The organism is Nocardia sp. NBC_00416 (assembly GCF_036032445.1).
In the GTDB taxonomy this organism is placed as follows: Bacteria; Actinomycetota; Actinomycetes; order Mycobacteriales; family Mycobacteriaceae; genus Nocardia.
In genome coordinates this window covers 3,114,758-3,138,935 of sequence record NZ_CP107932.1, presented here as the reverse complement: position 1 = coordinate 3,138,935, position 24,178 = coordinate 3,114,758, and the positions used below count along the sequence as shown (strand labels likewise).

The window sequence follows — 24,178 nt, the reverse complement described above, 5'->3', positions numbered from 1 at the left end:
TCGGGTTGACCAGGGGCTCGGGCCTTGGTTTGCTGAGTCGGGCACGCCGCGTGGGGGTGCCGTCGAACACGAGGGGAGTTCCGCCATGATTCATCGTTCGGCGCGCGTACCGGCAGCTGTGCTCACCGGGGCGCTGGTCGCCTTCGGCCCGGCGGTAGCCGTGAGCATCGCCGCACCTCCCGCCGCCTCGGATGTGCTCGCCGATCGGTCACTGCATCTCGCCGGCGCCCCCAACGCCCGTGATCTCGGGGGGTACCGCACGGTGGACGGCCGTACCGTCCGCACCGGGGTCGCCTTCCGTACCGATCAGCTCAACAATCTCACCCCGGCGGATCTGGCCGAATTGACCAGGCTCGGCGTCCGTGACGTCGACGATCTGCGCACGGTCTACGAGCGCGCGCTGGGTCCGGACCGCATTCCCGCCGGCGCGCACGCCAATTGGTACGACGTGATCGGCGCGGCCCCGCTGCCGGAACTGATGTCCACCCTCGCCGGGGGCGACGATCTGTACAGGGCGTTCATCACCGCTCCCGGCGCGAGCCAGGCGGTGGCGGGTGTGCTGCGCGATATCGCCGAATCCGGGCATGACGGCGGGGCCGTGCTGTTCCACTGCACCGCGGGCAAGGACCGGACGGGGTGGGTGGCGGCGGTGCTGCTCACGGTGCTCGGTGTGGACCGCGCTACGGTCACCGAGGATTACCTGCTGTCCAACCAGTACCGCGCCGCCGCCGCCGGCGATCCCCTGAGCGGTGTGAAAAAGGAATGGCTGGACTCCGCGTTCGACCAGGTAGCGGCCACCTACGGTAGTTTCGACCGCTATGTGAGCGAGGGACTGCGGCTGAGCCCCGCCGAGGTCGACGCGCTGAAGCAGCGCATGTTGAGCTGATACCGGGGCGCCGATACGCCACCTCGATCAGAGGGCCAGGCGCAGCACGAAATCGTGGTGCACCTGGCGGCCGACCGTGAAGGTCTTGGTGCCCACCTGCTCGAACCCGTACTTGGCGTAGAAGCGTTGCGCCCGCAGGTTCTGCTGGTTCACACCCAGCCAGATACCGGCATAGCTTCCGCCGCGGGCCTGTTCCAGCGCCGCGTGCATGAGCGCGCTCGACACACCTGTCCCGTGGTGGCCCGGCAGCACGTACATCTTGCTGACCTCGAGGACCGGGTCCAGTGCCACCGCGGCCGCGATCGCGGGATCGGCGGGGGTTCCGCCGTGCAGGATGGTATAGCCGACGATCTCGTCGTCGGCGACCGCTTTGAGGACCGTGCGCGTCGGATCGGACAGGTATTCGCCGAACCGTTCACCGGAGAGCACCTCGGCCAGGAAGACCTCGATATCGTCCATATCGGCATCCGGGGGGCAGGCCAGCGGAAAAGTCGCGGCGGCGACATCGCTCAGCGCCTCGGCGTCCCACAGTCCGGCCCGGTCCACGGTGACAGTGGTCATAGTTCAATGAGACCACAGTGCGTCGGCGGCCCGGCATGTGCGCAGGTCCGGCGGGCGCGAGCAGCCCAGCCGGGCAGGGCTTCCCGGTATCTGCCGACCCTCTCCCCACCTGCGGCGATGGGCGTAAAAGAGTCTCCAGCTTTGCTGCCGGACACATCCGACGTAATCTCTCGCCCATGAGGAGCGGGAACCGCATCGCAATCGTCGGTGCGGGTATCGCGGGTCTGGTCTGCGCGAAGGTCCTGAGTGAGGATGGGTTCGCGGTCGAGGTTTTCGACCGAGCCCCCGATATCGGCGGCGTGTGGAGCGAGACTCGCCGTTACCCGGGCTTACGTGCGCAGAGCAGCAAGAACACCTACCACTTCTCCGACCATCCGATGCCCGCCGACTACCCACGGGTGCTCGACGGAGCACGGATGCAGGAGTATCTGGCGAGCTATGTGCGCGCCTTCGGCCTCACCGATCGGTTGCGGTTGCGCACCGAGGTGGTGGCGGCCGATCCGGTCGACGGCGGCTGGTTGCTGGAGATCCGCGATGCCGACGGAGTGCACCGCACCTCCTGCGATCATCTGGTGATCGCCAACGGCGTCTTCAGCGAGCCCGAGATCCCGGATTTCGCCGGTGCGACCGAATTCGGCCGCGCCGGTGGCCAACTGGGCCACAGCACCCAGTTCCTGGACGTGGACGCGGTGCGCGATCGGGCTGTCGTGGTGGTCGGGTACGGCGCCGCGGCCTGCGACCTGGCCACGGAGATCAGCCGGGTCGCCGCCGACACCACCGTGGTGGCACGCAGGCTGCTGTGGAAGATGCCGCGCCGTCTCGCGCCGGGCCTCGACGTCGAGCGGGTGCTGCTCACCCGCACCGGGGCCGCTCATCTCCGGCATCCCGAACCCGGCCGGTTCGAACGGCTGCTGCACGGCCCGGGCCGCTCGTTCCGGGAGAGCAATCTCGATCTGGTGGAAGCGCTGGCGGCTCAGCGATCCGGGGCCGCGGAACTGGGTCTGGTGCCGCCGGTGCGGTTCGAGCAGGCGCACGAGGCGGCGTTCGGCCTCGCCGCGGATGGTTTCGCCGAACAGGTGGCCGCCGGTCGTATCACCGTGCGAGGGCAGACCAGGGTGGCCGCGCTGGGCGGTGGCCAGGCCGGTCCGTTCGCCGAACTGTCCGACGGACAGCGGGTCCGCGCCGATATCGTCGTCTGCGCCACCGGGTTCCAGCAACGGGTTCCGTTCCTGACCCCCTACGTACAGCGGCAGCTCACCGACGATCACGGCAATTTCCGGCTGTACCGGCAGATCCTGCCGTTGGATGTACCGCATCTGACCTTCGCCGGTTACAACTCGTCGCTGCTCAGCGCGGTGGGCGCGGAAGTCGGCGCGCACTGGACCTCGGCGCTGCTGACCAGGAACCTGACCTTGCCGCCCGGTGAGGCGATGAGCGAGCGGGTCGACGCCCGGCTGCGCTGGATGGAGGAGTACACCGGCGGTCACCACGCGCACGGCGCCGCCGTCACCCCGTACGCCATCCGGGATATCGATGAACTTCTGGCCGATCTCGGTGTCAAGCTGCCGATCGCGGCGCGGGCCGCGCAGTGGGTGCGGCCGGCCAGGCCGGGCGACTACCGCGTGGTCTCGCGCCGCAAGCGCAATCCCATCGGCGCGGGTCTCGGCCCCCTCGGCTACGGCACGACGCCGTCGGCGCGGCCACAGTCGCCGGACGCGCAGCCCGGCGCGACCGAGCCGATCCACACGGGTGCGGCACGACGCGAGCTCTCCGACGAACAGCCGGTGGCGTCCGAATCTCCGACGGTGCAGCTGCCGGAGTCGGCGCTGCCCGGTGCGAACGACCGGACCAAGATCATCGAGATGCCCGGTTCGCGGCCCGCCGGTCCTGGTGACAACTCCGTCGCCCCGCCCACGTCGGCACCGCGGCCGGTGCACACGCAACAGCCCGCGAGTACGCCGCAGCCCGCGAGTACGCCGCAGTCCGGGAGTGCGCCTCAGCCGGTGACTGCCCGGCCGTCCGTGCGCGGGCCGCACCCGGGAGATCCGGTGCCGCCCGCGCAGCCCGTGGACGCGCCCCATGCGGCGGACGCTGCGCAGCCCGCGGATGCGGCGCGACCAGTGGACGCGCCACAGTCGCCGGTGGACGCTGCGCGCGCCGCGGACGAGGCGCGGCGTGCCGCAGCCGAGAGGCGCGCCGCGGGTATCGCCGCACGGTCCAACAGTCCGACGATCCGGCTCGATATGCGTGCGGCCCAGGCCGCCGCGGCGGCGGATCCATCCGCGGTGCCCGAGACATCGGGCGCGAGCCCGGTGGCGCCCAACGGCACGTCGCCCGCCGCTGAGCCGGTGTCGCCCGCCGAACCGAAGAGCGCCGGGTCGGCTCCGGTCGGCGTACCCGAGATCTCCGCACCGGCTTCGGCAGCCGATTCCCAGATCTCGGAATCGGTCCCGCCCACCGAACCGGCGACCACCGAATCGCCGTTCGACGCGGAATCCGACGACACCGAACCGGCGACCGCCGAACCGGCATCGAACGGCACCGCGCCGGAATCTCCCGCCCACCCCACCGAGCCGGGTCCGGCGCCGGACACCGCCGGTGCGTCGGCAGCTACCGCCGATGCGGCGACCACGACCGACCCGTCGGGGACCACGACCGACCCGTCGGCGGCCACCGAGCCCGAAACCCAGGCCACCAGTGCTTCCTCACGAACCTGATCCGGCGTGCCGGACCTGGACCTGAACCTGCTGGTGGCCCTGCACGCCCTGCTCGAGACCAATAGCGTCACGCAGGCCGCCGAACGGCTCAACACCTCGCCGGCGGCGACCAGCCGCACCCTCGCGCGGCTGCGCCGCGTCTACGGTGATCCACTCCTGGTGCGTGCGGGGCGTCAGCTCGTACCGACCCCGCGGGCGCTCGAGTTGCGGTTCGAGGTGAGCGCGCTGGTCGAACAGGGGCGGGCGCTGCTGGCGAAACCGGACACCGTCGATCCGACGGCGCTGGTCCGCGGGTTCGCATTGCGCGTGGACGACGCGGTACTCCCCGAACTCGCCGGTCGGTTGCTCACCGAAGTGCGGGCGCAGGCCCCCGGCGTGACGCTGCGGTTCGTACCGGGCGATCCGGCCGGATCCGCGAGCGCGCTGCGCGACGGCCGCGTCGATGTCGAGGTCGGCGTGATCGCGCAGGCCGACCCGCAGACCCGGGTGGAACGGGTGCGCGGCGACCGGCTGATCGGTGTCGCGGCGCCGGGGCATCCGCTGGCCACCGAGCGGGTCACGGTGGCGGCGTATGCCGCCGCCGCGCACATCAGCATCTCCGCGCGGGGGATCGCCCGCGGCCCTATCGACGATCGGCTCGCCTTGCACGGCCGCACCCGCCGCGTGGTGGCGACTGTCCCCGATCTGACAACGGCGCTACTGGCGGTGCGTGCCGGTGCCGCCGTGTGCCCGGCTCCCGCGGTCGTCGCGGATACGACCCTGCCCGCGCTGGGACTGCGTTCCTTCGAGATTCCGCTGCCGCTTCCCGAAGTGACGATTTCGCTGGCCTGGCATCCGCGGAACACTCCGGACCCCGCGCACGCGTGGCTGCGGACCCTTGTCCGCACCGTGCTCGCGGCGGCCGATCCGGTGACCGGGACAGCGCGCGGCGCGATGGTTCGGCGGGTCCCATCTGGGTAACTGCTGGGCAGAAACCTGGCGGTGACCGGCATCTGTAGAGCACCCTGGAATGTGTCGGCGTGGTGTCGGGCCGACATGGTGGGACGGGTTAGATGGGTGGTCGCATGCAGACGAAGCGGCGAACTGAAATACGGTGTGGGCGCCGGACGATGTTGTCCGATCTGGGAATATCCGACGGTCCGGTCGGTACGGATTCCGCGGAGAAATCCACATCCGGTTACGGTTGCGGCTGTGCTCGCTGTGTGGAGGCGCAGTGGGATGCGCAGCGACTGAAGTTCTGGCTGGCGAGCCGGTTGCTCGCGTTCGGCGCGGACGAGGCGGTGGTGGATCGGCGCTGCGGTTCGGTGACCGTCGACGTGTGGTGGCGGCGCGGTACCGAGCAGTTCGCGATCGAGGTGCGCACCGGTCCACTGACTCAGGAACTCGCGCAGGAGCATACGGACCGGCTGCGGGCCCTCGGGTACGCGGGAGTGCTGTGGTTGTGCGCGCCCGGCTACTGGGTCTCGCAGCTGCCCGCGCTCGGTATCGCCGATCTCGCCCCGGTCTCGTGTGAGTACCGCGCAGTGACCGGCATGATGGAAGTGGGCCGCGCCGGACTGGTCGCGCCGGGTGCGCGACCGTACGAGTTGCGGGAGTTCCTCCGGCAATGGGTGGCGGGTGAGGTCGCGTGGGGTTATCGCGACCATGTGCGGAAAGGATGGGCGGCAGTGACCGACTGGGAGCAGCACACCAGGACACAGGCGCTGCTGCTCGAGCAGCAGCGGCGGGAGCTGATGTCGCAGCGGACCGCGCTGGCGATGGCCCGGCAGGCGGCGCGGGAGAAGAAGCGTCAGCTCGCCAAAACCGTCGCGCGGATGGATCGTACGGCGCAGCGTGCCCGTGATCAGGCCGAGGCGGTGGCCGCCGTGGATCGCCGGATCGCCGATCAGCAGCGGGTACATCATGCGCTGGAGGACACTATCCGGCGCCTGCACAAGACCATCGACAACTGGCAGGTGATCACGGTCTTCGTGATGCTGTTGCTGGCGACCTTCATCGCGGCGACGATGTTCGTCAAACCCTGACCCGCCGTTCCGTATCGGCCACCGGCTGATACGGGACGCGCCCGCCGCGCTAAGGGGCCGCGCTCAATCGGAATGGCGCACGATCCCAACGCCATTCGTTGCGGACCGTCAGCGCGATCAGATCGAGCAGGTCGACTCCGGTGTCGGTTCGCAGCTGTCGCAGTGCGGGCAGCCGGACCGGGCCCGCGCCGAGAAGTTCGGTCAGACGCTCCTCGACCCCGTCGGGAACCCGGTGGGTCGTGAGTTCCGGTTCGCCCAGTGCGCTGCCGGTCCACAGCAGCCAGCCCCATCCGTTCTCGTGGGCCCAGGCGCGGGCGGCCGCCGATTTCGCCCGGTTGACGTGAAAACCGATATGTCCGAGTGGTTGTTCGTCGATCAACACACGGCGTCCGTCGGTGAGTTCGGCGACCACCGAGGGGAAGTGCAGACGTTCCTCGCCGTCGATCCGGTAGCCGAGGGCATCGGGATATTCCTGGAAGGTATGGATCCGGTCGTCGGTGTCGAGCAACCGCAGCAACCGGGCCTCGAGCCCGGAGTCGAATCCGGTGTCGCGCCCGACCTTGTGCAGATAGAACCAGCCGCGACCGTCATCGTCCAGATCGAACGAGCGGGCCGCGGCCGTGGGCAGCGGTGCGGGCGAACCGGCGCCGCCGGGCCAGTCGATCCGATTCGGCCACGGCGCGGGTGGTCCGGCGGGAGCGCCGTCCTCCCGCAGCCGGGACAGCAGGTGGTTGGTCTTCTTGCGCCAGCCCACGATGCGCTGGGTGACGAACCCCGCCACCCGCTTCGCATCCGCCGCGCTGTGCCCGGCCAAGCGCAATTTCAGGTACGACAGATCGTTCACGGCGATATCGGTATCGGTGGCGTAGGTTTCGGCCAGCAGCGCTCGGGTGAGCGCGGAATCCCGGGTGCCCACGGGATAGCGCCGGGCGTACGCCCGGACCGGCAGCTGTCCGGCCTGCGCGGTGTGCCGGAGCAGTTCCCCGACCGCCTTGGTGTGCAGCTGGCGGGCCCGGTCGCGCGCGAAATCGAGCCGCGCGCCGATCCGGGTGAGCGTTTCGGGCCGGTCGCCGGTGATACCGAGTCGCAGCCGCAGGATGGTGCCGGCGCGTTCCCGATCGACCGCGTAATCGTCGATGAGGCCGGCCAATTCGTGGGCGCATTCCTCGAGCTCGAACGACAGATGGTCACGGAGATCGTCGGGGAAGCCGTCCCCGGTATCGGTGGTGACCGGATCGTCGAGCACCACATCGCGGGCTGGTTCCGCCTGCACACACACCCCCTGTCGGCCCCCGGGGACCGGTCGGCACGAGTTCGTGCGGGTCAGCTTAACCGCGCCGACCGACAATTCCGGCGGCCACCACCGCTGCGCGCCCGGCCCGCGCGTGATCGGCCGATGCGCGGTGGGTCGCCGTGCCCGATCGTGGTCGGCGGCGTGGCGACGGTAGCGCCGTCGCCTAGCGATAGCCTCGTTTCAGCAGGTGATCGGCTCCCGCTTCGAAGCCCCCGGGCCCGGGAGATTCGAAACCGAAGGCATCGGCGAGCCGGTTGGTCGTATCGAACGCGGCGCAGACCGCCAGCGCGTCCCCGATCTGGTCGCGGGTGACACCCGCGGACAGCACTTCCCGCATATCGTCCGCGCTCACCGTCCCCGCCCCGGTCAGCGTGCCGAGCATCCGCAGCGTTGCCCGCAGTCCCTCCGCGACCGGAGCGGAGTCCAGATCGGTCAGCACCGCGCGCACCTTCGCGCCGTCCTGGTATGCCCGCTCCGCGGTAGCGCTGTGCGCCCCGATGCAGAACGCGGAGCCGTTGACCTTCGATACGAAGGCCGCCATCAGTTCCCGATCGGCCACCGACCACGCGGACGGCCCGCGCATCGCCTCGTGGGTGAACTTCTTCGCCGCGGCGCCGTAGAAGTCGGACGGTAGAACGTCAGCTTGGCGGCGTCCGGCAGCGGCCGCCCGGAGAACAGCCGGATGATCAGGAACAGCAAGGTGATTGCGGGACGGTAACCGTGGTCGAGGATGTCGAGTCGCACTATTCGGTCTCCTCGCTGCCGGCCGCTTCGGCCAACGCCGCCAGTCCCGCGTCGTACAGCCGGGCCGACCGGCCTACCGCGGCGGATATCACCAGTTCGAAGAGCTGGTCCTCGCTGTATCCCGATGCCTCGGCCGCCGCGAAGTCGGCGTCGGTCACCTGAGTCGGCGCCGTGACGACCTTGTGGATGAGCGCGTGCAACGGCGGCGGAATATCGGTGTTGTGGAAGGCGTGGGCGCGCTGGTCCGGCGTGGACCTGCCCTTGCCGTGCAGGACCCGGTCCACCAGAGCGCGGTGCGCGGCTTGCTTCCCGTCCTGCAATGACACAGCGGCCGCCTCTCCTCTGGTTCGGCTGTTCGCCTGCACGTGCACAACGATAGGCGGCTCGGTCCCTCGACCGGCATGCTCGGCGAACGCGCGTTCCGCAGCGTCCCGGCGCGTCGTGGTCCCGATCGCCCGAATCGGCCGCGGCGCCGGTCCGCTCCCGGATCTCGGCCAGGGATCCCGTTCACGCCCGCGTGGCTTCCCGTGGAAGCGCCCCGATGGTCCGGATGGCGGGCGGCCCGAACGTGGCGACGCGGGCCGCCGGCCCGCGGTTCGGTGATCCATTATCGTTTGCCGACAGTATGCTGGGGCGGTACAAAGCCACGATCCGAGCGTCCCGAAGTACTCGTTCAGGCGAGCCTGCCGCCGAAATCCCGGCCCGGTTCCACCGGATATCGGCGCACCGATCCGACCGACAGATGTGGAGGATTTCGTGCTGCACACCGATATCCCGACCCGCGGCGAGATCGAAGCACTCGCCGCTGCGACCGACGACTGGTGCGTCTCGATCTACACCCCCACCGAGTCGGATTCCGCCAACCCCGACCAGAACCGCATCGCGTTCTGGGACCAGGTCCGGCGCGCACTCGACTCCGTCACCGATCCCGAAGCGCGCGCGGCGCTGGAGGAGGAGTTCGACCTCCACATCGACGACGCCGAGTTCTGGCGATACCAATCTCGCACCCTGGTCACCCTCGCGACCCCGACGCGTATCCGCACCTACCGCGTGCCCAACCAGCTGAACGCCTCCGCTACGGTGGGCGAGCGCTTCTATCTGAAACGCCTCCTCCGTGTGGTGACCTTCCCCCAGTCGGCGTTCGTCCTCGCCCTCGCCGAGGGCGGCGTGCGGTTGGTGGAGGTCACCGCCGACAAACCGGCGTACACGGTGCGAGTACCCGGTCTGCCGGCGAGTGCGGCCGACCACGCGGGCAAGGCGGGCCTCGGCGACCGTGCGCCGAAACGTCGCGTACAAGGCGAGGAGGGCCGCAAGATGCGCGTCCGTCAGTACGCCCGCGCCATCGACACCGAACTACGCGACTTCCTGGCCGGGCGCCACGTCCCCTTGATCCTCGCGGCGACCGAGCCGATCGACGCCCTGTTCCGGTCGGTGAACAGCTACGACAATCTGCTCGAGGAGAGCATCCCCGGCAACCCGGAACGTGCTTCCGATCAGGAGCTCGCCGATCGCTCCCGGGAGATCCTGGACCGCCACTACGCCTTGCACCTGGCCCAGCTCGTCGAACTGCTGAACGAACGTCGCGGCGAGGGCCGGGGCGCCACCGATATCTCCGATCTCGCCAGGGCGGCGTCGGCCGGCGCCGTCGACACACTGCTGGTCGATATGGACGCCTCGGTGCCCGGTTCGATCTCCGCCGACGGCGCGGTCACGTTCGGCGAGCCGACGGCGACGGACGCTCCCGGAATCCTGGACGAGATCAGCCGTCGTGTCCTGCTCACGGGTGGTCGGGTGCTGGCCGTACGCGCCGCCGACCTGCCCGACGGTGCGCAGGCCGCGGGCATCCTCCGCTACGCCCTGTAGGGCCACGGCTGCCGTTCTCGGTCTCGACAGCAGAAGAGGCACTTTCCGATTTCTCGGAAAGTGCCTCTGAACTGTCTACTCTGGTGCGCGATACTGGGATTGAACCAGTGACCTCTTCCGTGTCAGGGAAGCGCTCTCCCGCTGAGCTAATCGCGCGAGGTGGAGACGGGAATCGAACCCGTGTGCACGGCTTTGCAGGCCGTTGCCTCACCACTCGGCCACTCCACCGCGCAAAGGGGGAAGGCATTCTATGCGCCTGGCCCTACCTCTCGAGCGGATGACGGGATTCGAACCCGCGACCCTCACCTTGGCAAGGTGATGCGCTACCAGCTGCGCTACATCCGCATTGCATCCCGGGGGCCATTTGGTCCTCCGTGGTGCGAGACAGAACATTAGCCGACGTTCGGCGAAACCTACAAATCGCCTGGTAGTGGCACCGAAACTACATGCGTGTCATTCGTACCGTGAAGTAGGCGGACGATAGGCGGAGTACGGCGGCGGATGCGGCTCCCGACGCCGAGTTCTGCCGAAGATCGGTCCGGGCGCGAACGACAACCGGGCGATTTGGTGGCGCCCGGGTGGTGCGTGTTAAGGTTCGTACTCGTTCGGAGGGCTTCGAAAATCTCCCCGAACAATTCGCCTCGGTCCCATAGCTCAGCGGGAGAGCGTCCGCCTCACACGCGGAAGGTCGCTGGTTCGAAACCAGCTGGGACCACACCGAGAAATCGCCCCTCACCTGCTGAAAGCGGATGAGGGGCGATTGTCGTTTCTGGCCGATTCCGCGAGTGCGGCCAAAAGTGTGGCCGACGACACCAGGTTCGGACGATCCTGTCGGCCTCAGTGCTGAACACCTTCGGAACCGGTCTGTACGGCACGACTTTCGTGTTGTGGGTGCTGCGCGGCGGTGTCACGGCGCTGATTCTGGGCACGGGCGCGTTCCTTGCGCCCTTTCTCGCGCCGGGCGGTGCCACTCGCCCGGGTTCGGTGCCGCCGTCTACTCGAACGGGCAGGTTGTCATGGGCGGGAGAGTGTGTACACGCAACGGGGGGAGTTCGCCCTCGTAGCGCTCGACCTCGACCAGGCAGCTGTTTGCGGACGGCCCCTGGGTCAGGGAACTCGTACCGATGTCGTTGGTCACCGAATTCGGGTTGCCGTGCACGTCCAGGGTCGTGCCGTCGGGCAGGTCGAGCGGGTCGTACCAGGCGCCGGTGGCCATGTGCAGTACGCCGGGATGCACTGCGTCGGAGAGCCTTACGCCGGCCAGGAGCGCGCCGCGGTCGTTGAACACGCGCGCGATATCCCCGTCCCGCAGGCCCCGCGCCGCGGCGTCGTCGGGGTGTACGCGCAGCGGTTCGCGGTCGCGGATCTTGGATTCCCGGCTGGTGACCCCGTAGTCGAGTTGGCTGTGCAACCGGGTCGCGGGCTGATGCGAGAGCAGGTGCAAGGGGTAGCGGCGGGCGCGCGGGCTGCCCAGCCATTCGGCAGGCGGATACCAGGCGGGGTGGCCCGCGCAGTCGGCGTAACCGAATCCGGCGACGGTGGGGGAGAAGATCTCGATGCGTCCCGACGGAGTGTTCAGCCGATGGCGGTCCGGGTCGGCGCGGAACAGTTCCAGGAAGTGTTCGCCCTCGGGGAGTGATCGACGCAGGTCCAGCGGTGGGCCGGAGCGGAACTCGTCGTAGCCGGGCAGCTGGATTCCGGCGCCGGCCGCGTTGTCGACGGTTCGGCGCCACAGCTGTTCCACCCATTGCCGGGCGGTGCGCCCTTCGGTGAATCGCCCGCCGAAGCCGAGGCGGTCGGCGAGGGCGCTGAAGATCGCGTAGTCGTCGCGAGCCTGCTCGTAGGGCGGCAGGACCTGGTGCATGGGAGTGAACCAGTGGTCGGATCGTCCTCCGGCGAAATCCTCGCGCTCCTGGGCCGCGGTGGTGGGCAGGACGATATCGGCCAGCCGGGCCGTGGCGGTCCAGCTGATCTCGTTGACGATCACGGTCCGCGGGCGGGCCCATGCGCGCCGCAGCCGATTCAGGTCCTGATGATGGTGGAACGGATTGCCCCCGGCCCAATAGATGAGCTCGATCTCCGGATAGGTGAGGGTCCGGCCGTTGTAATCGACTGTCCCGCCGGGGTGTTCGAGCATCTCGGCGAGGCGTGCCACCGGAACGACGTCGGTCACCGGATTGCCCGGCTGCGGGAAGGAACCGACCCCGAAGGGCACATACCGGCGCTGCATATCGTGGTTCATTCCCACCGCGGCGCCCATCAGGACACCGCCGCCGGGCAGTCCGATATGGCCGAGCGCGGCGGCCAGCGCCCATGCGGCCCAATAGGTCTGCTCACCGTGCTCGGCCCGCTGGAGGGAGTAGGTGAGCCCGATCAGGCAGCGCTCGCGTGCCATGAGCCGGGCCAGATCGCGAATCTCGTGCGCCGGTACCAGCGACAGCGCGGCTGCCCACTCCGGTGTCTTCGGTTCGCCGTCCGTGCGGCCGGTGACATAGTCGGCGAACCGGTCGAAACCCGTGCAGTAACGGTCGAGGAACGCGCGATCGTGCAGTTCCTCGGTGAGCAGGGTGTGCACCATGGCGAGCATGACCGGTACATCGCTGTGCGGGCGGCACGGGATCCAGCGGGCGGCGGGAGCCGGATCGGCATCGTCGCGGACGGGTCCGATATGGACGATATCGACGCCGCCCGCGCGTAACGCCGCGAGCCCGTCGAGGGACGGATGCGCCCCTACGCCGCCGGGATTGACCTGGGTGTTGCGCCGCGGCGCCCCGCCGAAGAACACGATGCGGGCGCAGTGTCGCGTGATCTCGCGTGTCGTGGGCGCCTGCCCGGCCGCGAAGTAGGCGTTCGTCCCGAGCACATGCGGGATGAGGACCTCCGCCGCGGCGAACGAATACGAGTCGACCGATGCGGTGTAGCCGCCCGACATCTGCAGGAAGCGATGGATCTGGCCCTGTGCGTGGTGGAACCGCCCGGCACTGGACCATCCGTAGGAGCCGCCGTAGATAGACCGGTCGCCCCCGGCCTCGCGTGCCGAGCGCAGGGCGTCGGCGGCGATATCGAGGGCCTCGTCCCAGCCGACCTCGACGAACGGCTCCTGGCCGCGCCGGGAGGTGTCGCTGCCCGTGCGATCCCGGTAGTAGCCGAGCCGGACAGCCGGCCGGGCGATCCGGTGGTCCGGGTCCTGCACCGAGGTCAGCGACCGGCCGATGGGCGAGGGGTGTGGATCCCCGTCCGCCGGTGTGACGGACAGCGTCCCGTCGGAACCGGGGCCGAGGAGGAAGTTTCCCCAGTGGGTGGCGGTCGAGCGCGCCTGCGTCATCCTGGTCCTTTCCGGCACCTCAGAGGCTGTTCCGCCGGTCGGGTGCCGGCGCGTCGGGCGGGATCGCGCCGCGGTGACCGCCCTCTGCTGTGCTCGTCCCTTCTATGACAGGCACGATAGGCGCTCCGGCGATCGTGGCGACCTGGGTGGCGGGTGCGCCCGGGGGCATTGCTATCTTGAACGACGTTCAAGCTGGGTATCGCGAAGGATGGCGTCATGAACGGTGTCGAGGACGCGCGGGCGCCGCGGAACCGCGTGACGGCGCGGGAGATGGCGCAGATCGCGGTCTTCGCCGCGCTGATCGCGGCGCTCGGACTGCCGGGTGCGATCACCGTGGGTTTCAGCGGTGTACCGATCACCGTGCAGACGCTCGGGGTCATCCTGGCCGGGGCGGTACTGGGCCCGCGCAAGGGCACCGCCGCCGTCGCGGTGTTCATCGCGCTCACACTCATCGGCCTGCCGTTGCTGTCCGGGGGGCGGACCGGGCTGACCGCACTGGCGGGTCCGAGCGCGGGGTACCTGATCGGCTGGATCCCCGCGACGCTGTTCATCGGGTTGCTCACCGCCCGGATCGTGCCGAAATATCCGCTGGTGCCCGCATTGCTGATCAATGCCGTCGGCGGGATCGTCGTGATCTATTTCTTCGGCACCCTCGGACTGCTCCTGCGCACCGATATCGGCCTCTGGCCCGCCCTCACCTCCAACGGGGTGTTCCTGCCCGGTGACCTGCTCAAAGTGGTGGTCGCGACGGTGGTGGCGAAGGGTGTGCACCGCGCCTATCCGGGACTCATCAGTGCCCGGTCGTGAACTCGGGGGCGCCGGTGCGGCGCCCGCGCTCGCGATCGGCGGGCGCGTCCACAGCTACGCCGAGCTCGATCGCTGGATCGACCGCTACGAACCCGGCGCGGGCGGTTACGACGCGTCCGCGCTGCCGCTCGCCGACGCCCTGGTCTGCGTGTGCGCGGCCGCGCGCCGCGGGATGCCCGTCACCGTCGAGGACCCGGCTGCCCGGCCGGCCCGGTCCGAGCCGCCGCACGCGGCGTTCCTGCTGGTCGCCACCTCCGGGTCGACCGGGCGGCCGCGGCCCCTCGCGCGTACGGCCGCGTCCTGGTACGACAGCTTTCCCGCGTTCACCGCGATCACCGGCGTGACACCCGCCGACCGGGTACTGCTCACGGGTCCGTTGCACGCCACCATGCACTTGTTCGGCGCCCTGCACGCGCTGTGGTGCGGTGCGTGCGTCACCGACGATCCGGCGTCGGCGACCGTCGTGCACGCCGTGCCCGCGAAACTGCGGGAGATCGTACGCACCGCGCCATTGCTGCGTACCGCCGTCATCGCGGGGATCGGACCGGACCCGGGCGCGCTGGCGGCCGCCGGGCATCTTCGTGTGGTCGAGTACTACGGATCCTCCGAGGTCTCGCTGGTCGCCGCCCGTGCGGTCCCGGCGCCGTTGCGGTTGCTGGACGACGTGGACGCCGAGATCCGCGGCGGGCTGCTCTACGTGCGCTCGCCGTACACGGTGCTCGGCGCGCCGGACTGGTGCTGCGTGGGTGATCTGGCCGAGCTGGGGGACAACCGCGAGTTGACGGTTCACGGCCGGGGTGAGGCGGTGATCAATGTCGGCGGCACCAGTGTCGTCGCCGAGGACGTGGAGCGCGTGCTGAGCGATATCGACGGTGTCGTGGCTGCCGCCGTGGTCGGGTCCGCTCATGAGGTATTCGGTGAAACTGTCACGGCAGCAGTGCAATTGGATGGTGTCGAGGTCGACGACGTCCGGCGGCGGGCGCGGGGGATCCTGGCGAAGGAAGCGATGCCGCGCCGCTGGGTGACCTTCGCGGAACTGCCCACCACCTCCGCCGGGAAGATCGCTCGCGGCAGGTTGAAAGACTTGCTGGCATGAATCCGGTTCCGGTACTCGTCGCGGCACGGCGCACCCCGATCGGCACCGCGGGGCACGGGTTCGCCGCGCTCACCGTGGCGGATCTGGCCGCGCCCGTACTGGAATCCGCGGTGTCGGCGCTGCGGGAGGCGGGTATCTACGAGGGGATCGACGACGTCGTCCTCGGCAACTGTCTCGGCCCGGGCGGCGATCTGGCGCGGGTGGCGGCGCTCCGGGCCGGCCTGGGGGTGGAGGTTCCCGGCGTCACCGTGGACCGTCAATGCGGTTCCGGCCTGGACGCGGTGATGCAGGCCGCACTGCGCGTCCGCAGCGGCGTCGACGAGCTGATCCTGGCGGGTGGAGCCGAATCGGCCAGTACCGCGCCGTGGCGGTACTGGCCGCCGACCCCCGGCGCCGACCCCGTGCGGTACACCCGCGCGCCGTTCGCGCCCGCCGGATTTCCCGACCCCGATATGGGTGTCGCCGCCGACGACCTCGCACGAGTGCGCGGTATCGGCCGGGAGCGACAGGACGAGTACGCGGCCCGCTCCCACACTCTCGCCGCGGCCGCGGATTTCACGGCGGAGATCGTGCCGGTGGGCGCGGTCGCGCGCGACGCCCGTGTCCGTCCGGGGATGACCGCGGCGCGCCTGGCCCGGTTGCGTCCGAGTTTCGGGGCGGCGGGCACGGCCACAGCAGGCAATTCCTGCGGTATCTCCGACGGTGCGGCGGTGGTGGCGGTGACCACCGAGGACCGCGCCGCCGGACTGCCCGCGCTGCGTATCGTGGGCTCGGCCGTCGCCGGATCGGATCCGGCCCTGCCCGGCCTCGGGCCGGTGCCCGCGATCCGCTCGGTACTGCGCCGGGCCGGGCGCCGCGTCGCCGACCTCGAGGTCGTGGAGATCACCGAGGCGTTCGCGTCCGTGGTGCTCGCCGTCGCGGACGAACTGGAGTTGGACGAATCCCTGATCTGCCCGGAAGGCGGCGCGATAGCGATGGGTCATCCGTGGGGCGCCTCGGGCGCGGTACTGCTCGTCCGGCTGGCGAGCCAGATGCTGCGCCCGGGCGGTCCGTCGCTCGGTCTCGCGGCCTGCGCGATCGGCGGCGGTCAGGGCATCGCGGTACTCGTGGAGCGGGTGGCGTGAGCGAGATCGTCTTCGAGGCAGTGAGCCATTCGTTCGGCGAACGGCGAGTGCTGCGTGAGATCGACCTCCGGATCAGTGAACGCCGGGTCGGCGTCATCGGCGCCAACGGCTCGGGGAAGTCCACGCTGGCCCGCATGATCAACGGTCTGCTCACCCCGACCTCCGGCACCGTCACCGTCGACGGTCTGGACGCCTCCCGCAAGGGCGGCCGGGTCCGGCGCAAGGTCGGTTTCGTGTTCACCGACCCCGATACGCAGATCGTCATGCCGACGGTGGCCGAGGATCTCGCCTTCTCACTGCGTCGGACCGGACTGAGCAAACCGGAGGTCGCCGATCGCGTGCGCGAGACGCTGGAGCGTTTCGGCCTCGCCGGACACGCTGAACATCCGTCGCACTTGTTGTCGGGTGGGCAGAAGCAACTGCTCGCCCTTGGCGCGGTACTGATCCGCCGGCCCGAGGTGATCGTGGCCGACGAGCCGACCACCCTGCTGGACCTGCGCAACGCCCGGATGGTCGCCCGTGCGCTGGACTCCGTCGATCAGCAGGTGATCGTGGTGACCCATCAGCTGTCGCTGCTGGACAGCTTCGAGCGCGTGATCGTCATCGACGGCGGGGCGGTGGCCTTCGACGGCGACCCGGCCGCGGCGGTCCCCGCCTACCGGGAGCTGGTCGGGTGATCGGTCTCTACCGTCCCGGGGACTCGATCGTGCACCGGACTCCGGCCGCCGTGAAGCTGGTGCTGCTGCTGGTGACCATCACGGCGGCGACGGTTTTCGTGCGGACCCCGCCGCAGCTTCTGGTGCTCGCCGTCGTCGCGGCCGGACTGTTCGCGCTGGCCCGGATCCCGTGGCGTACGGCGCTCGCGCAGCTGCGACCGGTGGTGTGGATGCTGGCGATCATCGGTGTCGTACAGGTGTTCACGACCTCGCCCGCCCGCGCGGTGGTGGTGTGCGGGCTGCTCCTGCTCTCCGTCGCGCTCGCCGCGCTGGTCACCTTGACCACCCGGGTCACCGAGATGCTGGACGCCGTCACCCGGGCGCTCGGCCCGCTGCGCCGGGTCGGCGTCGACCCGGACCGTATCGGGCTGCTGCTCGCGCTGGCCATTCGCTGTGTGCCGGTGCTCGCGGAAATCGTGCGGGAGGTCGCCGACGCGCGCCGCGCGCGTGGACTGCAGTGGTCGGTCACCGCGCTGGTCACCCCGGTGCTGGTGCGGTCACTGCGCACCGCGGACGCCATGGGCGACGCGCTCGCCGCGCGCGGGGTCGACGATGACTGAGCTGCTCACGCAGCGAATCGCCCGGCAGGCGGCCGGTTCGCCCGAGGCGCCGGCGATCGTCGTGACCGGTGCGCAGATCGACTACCGGGAGTTCTGGAGGCGGGTCACCCGGACCGCAGCGGGCCTGGCCGGTATGCGCCGGGTCGCGGTGCTGCCCACCTCCGATATCGGCTCACTGGTCACGGTGGTCGCGGCGATGCGAGCGGGAGTGAGTGTCGTACTGCTGCACCGGCATCTGGTACCGGACCAGCTGCGCAGGGTGCTGGCGGTCGCGGATCCCGGCGCGGTGGTGGCGGCCCCGGCTCAGCACCGCCGGTTACGGCGGCTCGGGTTCGACGGGGAGATCCGGACGGCGGCCGTGCTGGAGTCGGCCGGGGCGAGCGGGGCGGCCCGGCCCGAATCCGAACTGCTCGTCGGCATCACCTCCGGGACCACCGGTGAACCGAAACTGTTCGTCCGCGACCAGGCGTCCTGGGCGGCGACCCTGGACCGGTCCGACCGCACCTTCGACATCACCCCCGGAGACCGGGTCGCGATCCCCGGCGTCCTCGACCACACGCATTTCCTCTACGGTGCGCTGCACGCGCTCACCCGCGGCGCGACGGTCGACCTGCGTCCGGTCACGGATGCGCTGCCCGGTGCGACCCACCTGTACTCGGTGCCCACGATCGCCTGGGACGTGGTGCGGTCCGGTATCGCGCCGGTCACAGGCGTCCGGGAGGTGCTCTCGTCCGCCGCGCGATGGCCCCGCAACGCGCGGGCGGCGCTGCGGGAGGTGCTGCCCGCGGCCGCACTCACCCATTTCTACGGGGCATCGGAGCTGAGCTTCGTCTCCTACGACCGCGGTCTCGGCGACGCGGACGAGACCGCGGCGGGGGAGTTGTTCGACGGGGTCGGGGTGGAGATCCGCGACGGCCGGGTCTTCGTGCGCAGCGATATGGTGTTCCGCGGGTACCTCACCGAACACGGGGTGGTGGACGGACCGGTCGGCGGATGGGTGTCGGTCGGTGACCGCGGTGCACTCGACGGCACCCGGCTGCGGCTGTTCGGCCGGGACAGCGAGACTCTGATCCGCGGCGGCCTGAATGTGGAGCCCGCGGCCGTGGAAGCCGTGCTGACCGCCGTCACCGGTATCACCGAGGCCGCGTGTGTCGGGATCGCCGACGAGCGGTGGGGTCAGGTTCCGGTGGCCGTCATCGTGGTGGACGAGCGGGCTCCCGGCCTCGCGGAGATCCGGCGGCGACTGCGGGCGAGCCTGCCGAGCCCGAGTGTGCCGTCCAGAATCCTGGTGGTGGACAGTCTTGCGCGCACTCCCCGGGGCAAAGTGGATCGCGCGGCGCTGACCGCCTTGTTCGCCTGATCCCGCGGCGGGACGGGGCGCACCCGGGTGCGGTCGCGCGGAGCCCGGTCCCAGCGGTGTGAAAATCGTCTATTACCAGGTAATCTCGCCTTTCCGACGCTTCCGGGTCCAGCGGTCGGCGGACATCGGGCGTCGGGTACGAGCTGCCGCGACTGGAGGACCCACTGATCTCACCGAGCCCCACGCCGCCCTCCGCGCCGGTCGCTTTCGGGTCCCCCGAGAAGGCCGATGGGCCGCGTGTTCCGCTGTACTCCGACGAGATCGCCACCACGCCGCATCGGGCCTATCAGGACATGCGCCGCCGGTACGGTGCGCTGGTGCCGGTCGAATTGGCGCCGGGGATTCCGGCGACGCTGGTCATCGGCTACCACACCGCGGTACGGATTCTGAACGATCCCGAGCACTTTCCCGCGGATTCCCGGATGTGGCAGCGCGATATCCCGCGCGACTGCCCGGTCCTTTCGATGCTGGAATGGCGTCCCGGCCCCTTCCACCGTTCGCTCACCGCACTGCCGGTCGGCTTCCCCGAGTCCGCGCCGCTGCGACCGCAGACCGCGTAGCGCGTGCCCGGGCCCGCCGGCGGTCGTGCGCCGTGGTGACGGCTGCCGGTTTCCACGGATGGGAGCGCAGCGTTGGCTGCACCAATTATTGTGCTGATCGCAGAGTTTCGTTTGATGGGTGAAGGGTTCGGGTGGTCGAGGTGTCGATTCGAGAAAAGGGCAGGGCGGTTGCGCTCACCACGCGTATCGCGGGGTTCTACCTGCGGGATGTGATCAGCAGAACGGCTGCCACCGAGATCGGCGAGGTGCCCGCGGCGCCCGAACTGCTGACCGAACAGTGGCTCACCGCCGCGTTGTGCGCGCAGCATCCCGATGCCCGGGTGGAGTCGTTCTCGCTGACCGAGGGCAGCAACGGCACCTCATCACGGCGCGGGCTGACCGTCCGGTACAACGAGGCGGGGACGGCGGCCGAGTTGCCGACCGAGCTGTTCACGAAATCCACGGCGGCGCTGACGATGCGAGTGGTCTGCGGGCTGTGCGCGCTGCTGGGGAACGAGTCCGGGTTCTATCGCCGCATCCGGCCGGAACTGGATATGGAGGCGCCGTGGGCTTATCACGCGGCCTTCGATCCACGGTCCTACCGGTCGCTGTTCGTCCTCGAGGACGTCGTGGCCACCAAGGGTGCGACTTTCGGCAATCCGCTCACCCGCGTGCTGGATCGGGCGATGGCCGAGGACATGGTCGGCCAGCTGGCGATCTACCACGGCGCGTACTGGGACAGTCCGCGGCTGCGGACCGATTTCGACTGGTTGCTCACCGGCGAGCAGTGGCACACCACCATGAACAACATGATCAACACCGGCCGCATGTTCCGTAACGGCCTCGCGCGCGGCGCGGAGGTGATGCCTGCGGAGTTGCGCAGCCGGCAGGACGAATTGTGGCCCGGCCTGTTCCGTGCGATGGCACTGCACGCGGACACGCCGCAGACGCTGCTGCACGCGGATGTCCACGCGGGAAACTGGTATGTCACCGGTGACGGCCGGATGGGTCTCTACGACTGGCAGTGCACCCTGCGCGGGAACTGGGCGCTCGATTTCGCGTACGCGATCATGTCCGCGTTGACGATCGAACAGCGCCGGGAATGGGAGCGCGACCTGCTGGAGTTCTACCTCGACCGGTTGCGGGCCGCCGGTGGCGCGGCACCCGGATTCAACGAGGCGTGGCTGCAATACCGGCAGCAGACCTTCCAGGGCGTTTTCGCCTGGGTCGGCACGCTGGGCCAGGGCCGGATGCAGCCCGATATGCAGCCGCGCGATATCAGCATCGCGAACGTCGAGCGGATCCTGCAGGCCGTGGTGGACCTGGAATCACTGGACAGCCTGGCGCAGTAGCGCGTCCACCGGAAACATCGGTGTCCCTCACCGCCACGAGCCGCGTCTCCGCACGGTAAGCGGTTAACTCTGTGTTTCTACTGGTCAACGTCCCAGTGGAGGCGCGATTCGCCCGATCGGGCGCGAGGGCGTCGCGGGCGGCGCCGACGGCCTGGTCATGCGGGGGCCGTCGCACGCCGACGCTCATCGGCCGCATGCAGTGACACGTTTCGATTATGTAGCGATTGTCATTTTCGACTCACTACCTCTATTGCTAAGTTTGGGTAGTTCTTTACTATATGAGGAGCCGGACTGTGGCATCTCGCATCTGCGGGATGTTTCGGATCCGGTTGCGGCGGTGGGTTGTCCCGGTTCGTCCGGTCACCGTCTCTCAGGCTCGATCAGCTGTCCTGCAAGGGTTTTCAACAGTATTCTGTAGTCGAACTGGCTCGATCCAGATGGTTCCGATGGTGAGATCGTCGCCGTGCCCTCACCGCGGAGGTGGTATCGCCACTTCTGGTGGCTCCTTCTCAGGTTTTGCTTAGGCTTTACCAATACTGTAGCGATGGTTTAAATCTCGGCCCGTTGCCGTGCCGAGGACCTGCTTCACCGCGAGATGCCGGTTCGCGGTCTGTGCCCGATTGGACATGTTGATCGTCAACCGACCTCGGTTCACGCCGAGTCGGCGAAGGAGAGCAATGGCAACCAAGAGCCCGAATTCCGTTGTGTCACCAGCTGGATCGGGTTCGGCTGCGTCGATGGCCGGACCCGGATCCCGCTTTCGGACCTTCGATCTGTCCTCGATCCTGTGCCACGATCTACCGGCCTCGATCGTGGTCTTCCTCGTCGCCCTACCCCTGTCCATCGGCATAGCGATCGCCTCCGGCGCACCGGTGGCCGCCGGGCTCATCGCTGCTGTCATCGGCGGGATCGTCGGCGGCGCACTCGGCGGCTCCGCTCTGCAGGTGAGCGGTCCGGCTGCCGGACTCACCGTGGTGGTTGCCGAATCGATACATCAATTCGGCTGGCGCACAACATGTTTCATCGTCGCTGCGGCCGGCGTGCTGCAGATCCTGTTCGGCTTGAGCCGGATCGCCCGCGCGGCTCTGGCGGTCGCTCCGGTGGTGGTGCACGCGATGCTCGCCGGTATCGGGATCACCATCGCGCTGCAGCAGCTTCATGTGCTGCTCGGCGGTGAATCCAGCAGTGCCGCCTGGGCGAACATCACCGAACTCGCGGGCCGGCTCGGCTCCGTGAACGGTCCTGCGACGTTTCTCGGGGTGACCGTTATCGTCATCATGCTGGGCTGGAATCAGCTGCCCGAACGCGTCAAAGTCGTGCCCGGGGCGTTGGTGGCCATCGTGGTGACGACAGGACTGTCGCTGCTGTTGTCGCTGGATGTGCAGCGCGTCGCTCTGTCCGGATCGCTGTTCGACGCGATCGGGCTGCCCGAACTGCCGCACGGCGACTGGGCCGCCGTCGTCATGATGATCCTCACCGTCGCACTCATCACCAGCGTGCAGACCCTGCTGTCGGCCGTCGCAGTCGACAAGATGCACACCGGGCCGCGGACGGACTTCGATCGCGAGATGATCGGCCTGGGGTCGGCGAACGTGCTGTCGGGTCTGCTCGGCGGCCTGCCGGTAGCCGGCGTCATCGTGCGCAGCTCCACCAATGTCGCGGCGGGCGCCCGCAGCCGGGCCTCGGCGATCCTGCACGGTGTGTGGGTGCTGGTGTTCTCGGTGGCCCTGGTGTCGCTGGTGGAACAGATCCCGCTGGCCGCACTGGCCGGCCTGTTGATCGTCATCGGAATGCAGCTGGTGAAACTGGCGCATATCCGGCTCGCGCACCGCACCGGCAATCTGCTCGTCTACGTCGTCACCCTGGTGACGGTGGTGTTCCTGAACCTGCTCGAAGGCGTCCTGATCGGTTTGGCGCTGGCCTTCGCGCTACTGGTCTGGCGGATCGTGCGGGTCGCGGTGACGGCGGAACAGATCGGCGGAACCGACCGCTGGCTCGTCCGGATCGACGGTTCCTGCACTTTCCTTTCCCTGCCGAAACTGTCCACCACTTTCGCTGAGGTCCCGCAGGGCGCGGCGGCGACGGTGGAGCTCACCGTGGACTTCCTCGACCACGCTGCCTACGATGCCATCACCGACTGGGCGCGACAGCACGAGAGCAACGGTGGCACTGTCGATTTCGTGGAGATCGGTGAGGCGCGGATGGCCCGGGCGGAGGCGGCGCCGCCGTCCCGCAGTCTGGGCCGGGTGGTGCTCGACGATGTCCTCGGACCGTGGCGGGTGGACCGCGACGGTGCGTCGAACAAGCCGGGTCACAAAGGTGGCCCGCTGGTCAGCGGGATCGCCGCCTACCACCGCGGCCACGCCCATCTGATGCGGCCGCATCTGGACGAGCTGCGTGACGGACAGGACCCTGATTCCTTCTTCCTCACCTGCGCCGACTCGCGGATCGTGCCCAATGTGATCACCAACAGCGGGCCGGGCGATCTGTTCACGGTCCGCAATGTGGGCAATCTGGTCCCCGAGCACGGGGACGCATCGGTCGATGCTGCGCTGATCTTCGCGCTCGAGAAACTCAACGTCCGCACGGTGGTGGTCTGCGGTCACTCGTCCTGCGGGGCGATGGGCGCCCTGCACTCGGGTGAGTCGGCGGGACCGGGCATCGACCGGTGGCTCGAATACGGGCAGCCGAGTCTCGCCCGCTACCGGGCCGGACATGTGGTGGGCGCCGCCGCGGAGTCGGCCGGCTTCGGTCCGGTGGAACAGTTGAGCATGGTGAACATCGCGGTCCAGCTGGAGAACCTGCGGCGGCATCCGTCGGTCCGCCGCGCGGTCGAGGAACGTGGGGTGACCGTCTCGGGTCTGTTCTTCGATATCGCCAGCGCTCGGTTCATCGAGGTGGGTGTGGAGGGGATCGCTCCCATCGAGGATTCGGACGGGTTGCTGGCGCAACTCCAGCGCGAACCGGCGTCGGCGGGGACTGTGTGAGGAGGTGGCCGGGTGTGACGTGACGCAGGGGCGGGGCGGCGGTCCGCGAAGGCCGGGTTGTCACCAGCGGTGGGGGTGCCTTCTCAGATTTTGATAAGTCATTACCGTTACTATGGATACGGTTTAAAACTCGGCCCGTTGCTGTGCCGAGTACCTACTTCACCGCGAGATGCCGGTTCGCGGTCTGTGTCCCAGCGGGCACGTTGATCGTCAGCCGACCTCG

The 24,178-nt window shown here is 69.3% G+C and carries 18 protein-coding genes, 4 tRNA genes and 1 pseudogene; 15 read left to right on the top strand and 8 right to left on the bottom strand.

The features are described from left to right. Positions 1-85 precede the first annotated feature (85 nt). Complete coding sequence (locus OG804_RS13065) at positions 86-886, top strand: tyrosine-protein phosphatase (protein WP_328397265.1); 801 nt, start codon at positions 86-88, stop codon at positions 884-886. A gap of 27 nt (positions 887-913) precedes the next feature. Here OG804_RS13065 and OG804_RS13060 read toward each other — a convergent pair whose 3' ends face one another. Continuing rightward, positions 914-1,447, bottom strand: coding sequence for a GNAT family N-acetyltransferase (locus OG804_RS13060; RefSeq protein WP_328397263.1), 534 nt, complete (start codon positions 1,445-1,447; stop codon positions 914-916). A gap of 176 nt (positions 1,448-1,623) precedes the next feature. On the opposite strand from OG804_RS13060, the gene OG804_RS13055 reads away from it, so the two are divergent. The 3 genes from OG804_RS13055 to OG804_RS13045 all read left to right on the top strand — a co-directional run bounded on the left by OG804_RS13055 (position 1,624) and on the right by OG804_RS13045 (position 6,188). Then, on the top strand, positions 1,624-4,164 hold the full coding sequence (locus tag OG804_RS13055; protein ID WP_328397261.1) for a flavin-containing monooxygenase: 2,541 nt from the start codon (positions 1,624-1,626) through the stop codon (positions 4,162-4,164). A gap of 6 nt (positions 4,165-4,170) precedes the next feature. After that, positions 4,171-5,124 carry a LysR family transcriptional regulator gene (locus OG804_RS13050; protein WP_328397259.1) on the top strand — a complete coding sequence of 318 codons (954 nt, stop codon included), beginning with the start codon at positions 4,171-4,173 and terminating at the stop codon, positions 5,122-5,124. A gap of 242 nt (positions 5,125-5,366) precedes the next feature. Continuing rightward, positions 5,367-6,188, top strand: a complete 822-nt coding sequence (locus tag OG804_RS13045; RefSeq protein ID WP_328397257.1) for a hypothetical protein — start codon at positions 5,367-5,369, stop codon at positions 6,186-6,188. Positions 6,189-6,237: 49 nt separating this feature from the next. Here OG804_RS13045 and OG804_RS13040 read toward each other — a convergent pair whose 3' ends face one another. From OG804_RS13040 to OG804_RS13030, 3 genes are all read right to left on the bottom strand, one after another. After that, positions 6,238-7,461: a hypothetical protein gene (locus tag OG804_RS13040; RefSeq protein ID WP_328397255.1), complete on the bottom strand. Its 1,224-nt coding sequence runs from the start codon at positions 7,459-7,461 to the stop codon at positions 6,238-6,240. A gap of 184 nt (positions 7,462-7,645) precedes the next feature. Next, entirely contained in the window at positions 7,646-8,065 is a 420-nt protein-coding gene (locus OG804_RS13035) for a carboxymuconolactone decarboxylase family protein (RefSeq protein WP_328397253.1), read from the bottom strand. 160 nt (positions 8,066-8,225) lie between these two features. After that, positions 8,226-8,552, bottom strand: coding sequence for a hypothetical protein (locus OG804_RS13030; protein WP_328397251.1), 327 nt, complete (start codon positions 8,550-8,552; stop codon positions 8,226-8,228). Between the two features lie 430 nt (positions 8,553-8,982). Here OG804_RS13030 and OG804_RS13025 point away from each other — a divergent pair, with 430 nt between their 5' ends. Then, complete coding sequence (locus OG804_RS13025; protein WP_328397249.1) at positions 8,983-10,089, top strand: baeRF11 domain-containing protein; 1,107 nt, start codon at positions 8,983-8,985, stop codon at positions 10,087-10,089. An 81-nt stretch (positions 10,090-10,170) separates the two neighbouring features. Here the strand turns inward: OG804_RS13025 and OG804_RS13020 are convergent. The 3 genes from OG804_RS13020 to OG804_RS13010 all read right to left on the bottom strand — a co-directional run bounded on the left by OG804_RS13020 (position 10,171) and on the right by OG804_RS13010 (position 10,434). Further along, positions 10,171-10,245 (bottom strand) — tRNA-Val (locus OG804_RS13020). Between the two features lies 1 nt (position 10,246). Beyond that, positions 10,247-10,317, bottom strand: a tRNA-Cys gene (locus tag OG804_RS13015). A gap of 44 nt (positions 10,318-10,361) precedes the next feature. Then, positions 10,362-10,434 (bottom strand) — tRNA-Gly (locus OG804_RS13010). 298 nt (positions 10,435-10,732) lie between these two features. Between OG804_RS13010 and OG804_RS13005 the strand changes: the two genes are divergently transcribed. Then, positions 10,733-10,804 (top strand) — tRNA-Val (locus OG804_RS13005). A 279-nt stretch (positions 10,805-11,083) separates the two neighbouring features. On the opposite strand, the gene OG804_RS13000 is transcribed toward OG804_RS13005, so the two are convergent. Then, positions 11,084-13,414 (bottom strand): molybdopterin-dependent oxidoreductase, encoded by a 2,331-nt coding sequence (locus OG804_RS13000; RefSeq protein WP_328397247.1) that lies wholly within the window; start codon positions 13,412-13,414, stop codon positions 11,084-11,086. A 216-nt stretch (positions 13,415-13,630) separates the two neighbouring features. Here OG804_RS13000 and OG804_RS12995 point away from each other — a divergent pair, with 216 nt between their 5' ends. From OG804_RS12995 to OG804_RS12955, 9 genes and pseudogenes are all read left to right on the top strand, one after another. Next, complete coding sequence (locus OG804_RS12995) at positions 13,631-14,221, top strand: biotin transporter BioY (RefSeq protein WP_328397245.1); 591 nt, start codon at positions 13,631-13,633, stop codon at positions 14,219-14,221. Further along, positions 14,208-15,317 (top strand): AMP-binding enzyme, encoded by a 1,110-nt coding sequence (locus tag OG804_RS12990; protein ID WP_328397243.1) that lies wholly within the window; start codon positions 14,208-14,210, stop codon positions 15,315-15,317. Before OG804_RS12995 ends, OG804_RS12990 begins: the two co-directional genes overlap by 14 nt. Continuing rightward, complete coding sequence (locus OG804_RS12985) at positions 15,314-16,441, top strand: thiolase family protein (RefSeq protein ID WP_328397241.1); 1,128 nt, start codon at positions 15,314-15,316, stop codon at positions 16,439-16,441. Before OG804_RS12990 ends, OG804_RS12985 begins: the two co-directional genes overlap by 4 nt. After that, positions 16,438-17,118 carry an energy-coupling factor ABC transporter ATP-binding protein gene (locus OG804_RS12980; protein ID WP_328397239.1) on the top strand — a complete coding sequence of 227 codons (681 nt, stop codon included), beginning with the start codon at positions 16,438-16,440 and terminating at the stop codon, positions 17,116-17,118. Before OG804_RS12985 ends, OG804_RS12980 begins: the two co-directional genes overlap by 4 nt. Next, positions 17,115-17,717: an energy-coupling factor transporter transmembrane component T family protein gene (locus OG804_RS12975; protein WP_328397237.1), complete on the top strand. Its 603-nt coding sequence runs from the start codon at positions 17,115-17,117 to the stop codon at positions 17,715-17,717. Before OG804_RS12980 ends, OG804_RS12975 begins: the two co-directional genes overlap by 4 nt. Continuing rightward, complete coding sequence (locus tag OG804_RS12970) at positions 17,710-19,077, top strand: AMP-binding protein (RefSeq protein WP_328397235.1); 1,368 nt, start codon at positions 17,710-17,712, stop codon at positions 19,075-19,077. The genes OG804_RS12975 and OG804_RS12970 overlap by 8 nt, the downstream gene beginning before the upstream one ends. 164 nt (positions 19,078-19,241) lie before the next feature. Beyond that, positions 19,242-19,559: pseudogene (locus tag OG804_RS12965) on the top strand (cytochrome P450); the annotation flags it as partial. Between the two features lie 218 nt (positions 19,560-19,777). Next, entirely contained in the window at positions 19,778-20,968 is a 1,191-nt protein-coding gene (locus tag OG804_RS12960) for an aminoglycoside phosphotransferase family protein (RefSeq protein ID WP_328397233.1), read from the top strand. Between the two features lie 737 nt (positions 20,969-21,705). Further along, positions 21,706-23,955: a SulP family inorganic anion transporter gene (locus tag OG804_RS12955; RefSeq protein ID WP_328397231.1), complete on the top strand. Its 2,250-nt coding sequence runs from the start codon at positions 21,706-21,708 to the stop codon at positions 23,953-23,955. The last annotated feature ends 223 nt before the right edge of the window (positions 23,956-24,178 follow it).

Coding starts and splice junctions, on each gene's coding strand:
- OG804_RS13065 (WP_328397265.1), top strand. CDS start 86: ATGATTCATCGTTCGGCGCGCGTACCGGCAGCTGTGCTCACCGGGGCG.
- OG804_RS13060 (WP_328397263.1), bottom strand. CDS start 1,447: ATGACCACTGTCACCGTGGACCGGGCCGGACTGTGGGACGCCGAGGCG.
- OG804_RS13055 (WP_328397261.1), top strand. CDS start 1,624: ATGAGGAGCGGGAACCGCATCGCAATCGTCGGTGCGGGTATCGCGGGT.
- OG804_RS13035 (WP_328397253.1), bottom strand. CDS start 8,065: ATGCGCGGGCCGTCCGCGTGGTCGGTGGCCGATCGGGAACTGATGGCG.
- OG804_RS13000 (WP_328397247.1), bottom strand. CDS start 13,414: ATGACGCAGGCGCGCTCGACCGCCACCCACTGGGGAAACTTCCTCCTC.
- OG804_RS12995 (WP_328397245.1), top strand. CDS start 13,631: ATGAACGGTGTCGAGGACGCGCGGGCGCCGCGGAACCGCGTGACGGCG.
- OG804_RS12985 (WP_328397241.1), top strand. CDS start 15,314: ATGAATCCGGTTCCGGTACTCGTCGCGGCACGGCGCACCCCGATCGGC.
- OG804_RS12970 (WP_328397235.1), top strand. CDS start 17,710: ATGACTGAGCTGCTCACGCAGCGAATCGCCCGGCAGGCGGCCGGTTCG.
- OG804_RS12955 (WP_328397231.1), top strand. CDS start 21,706: ATGGCCGGACCCGGATCCCGCTTTCGGACCTTCGATCTGTCCTCGATC.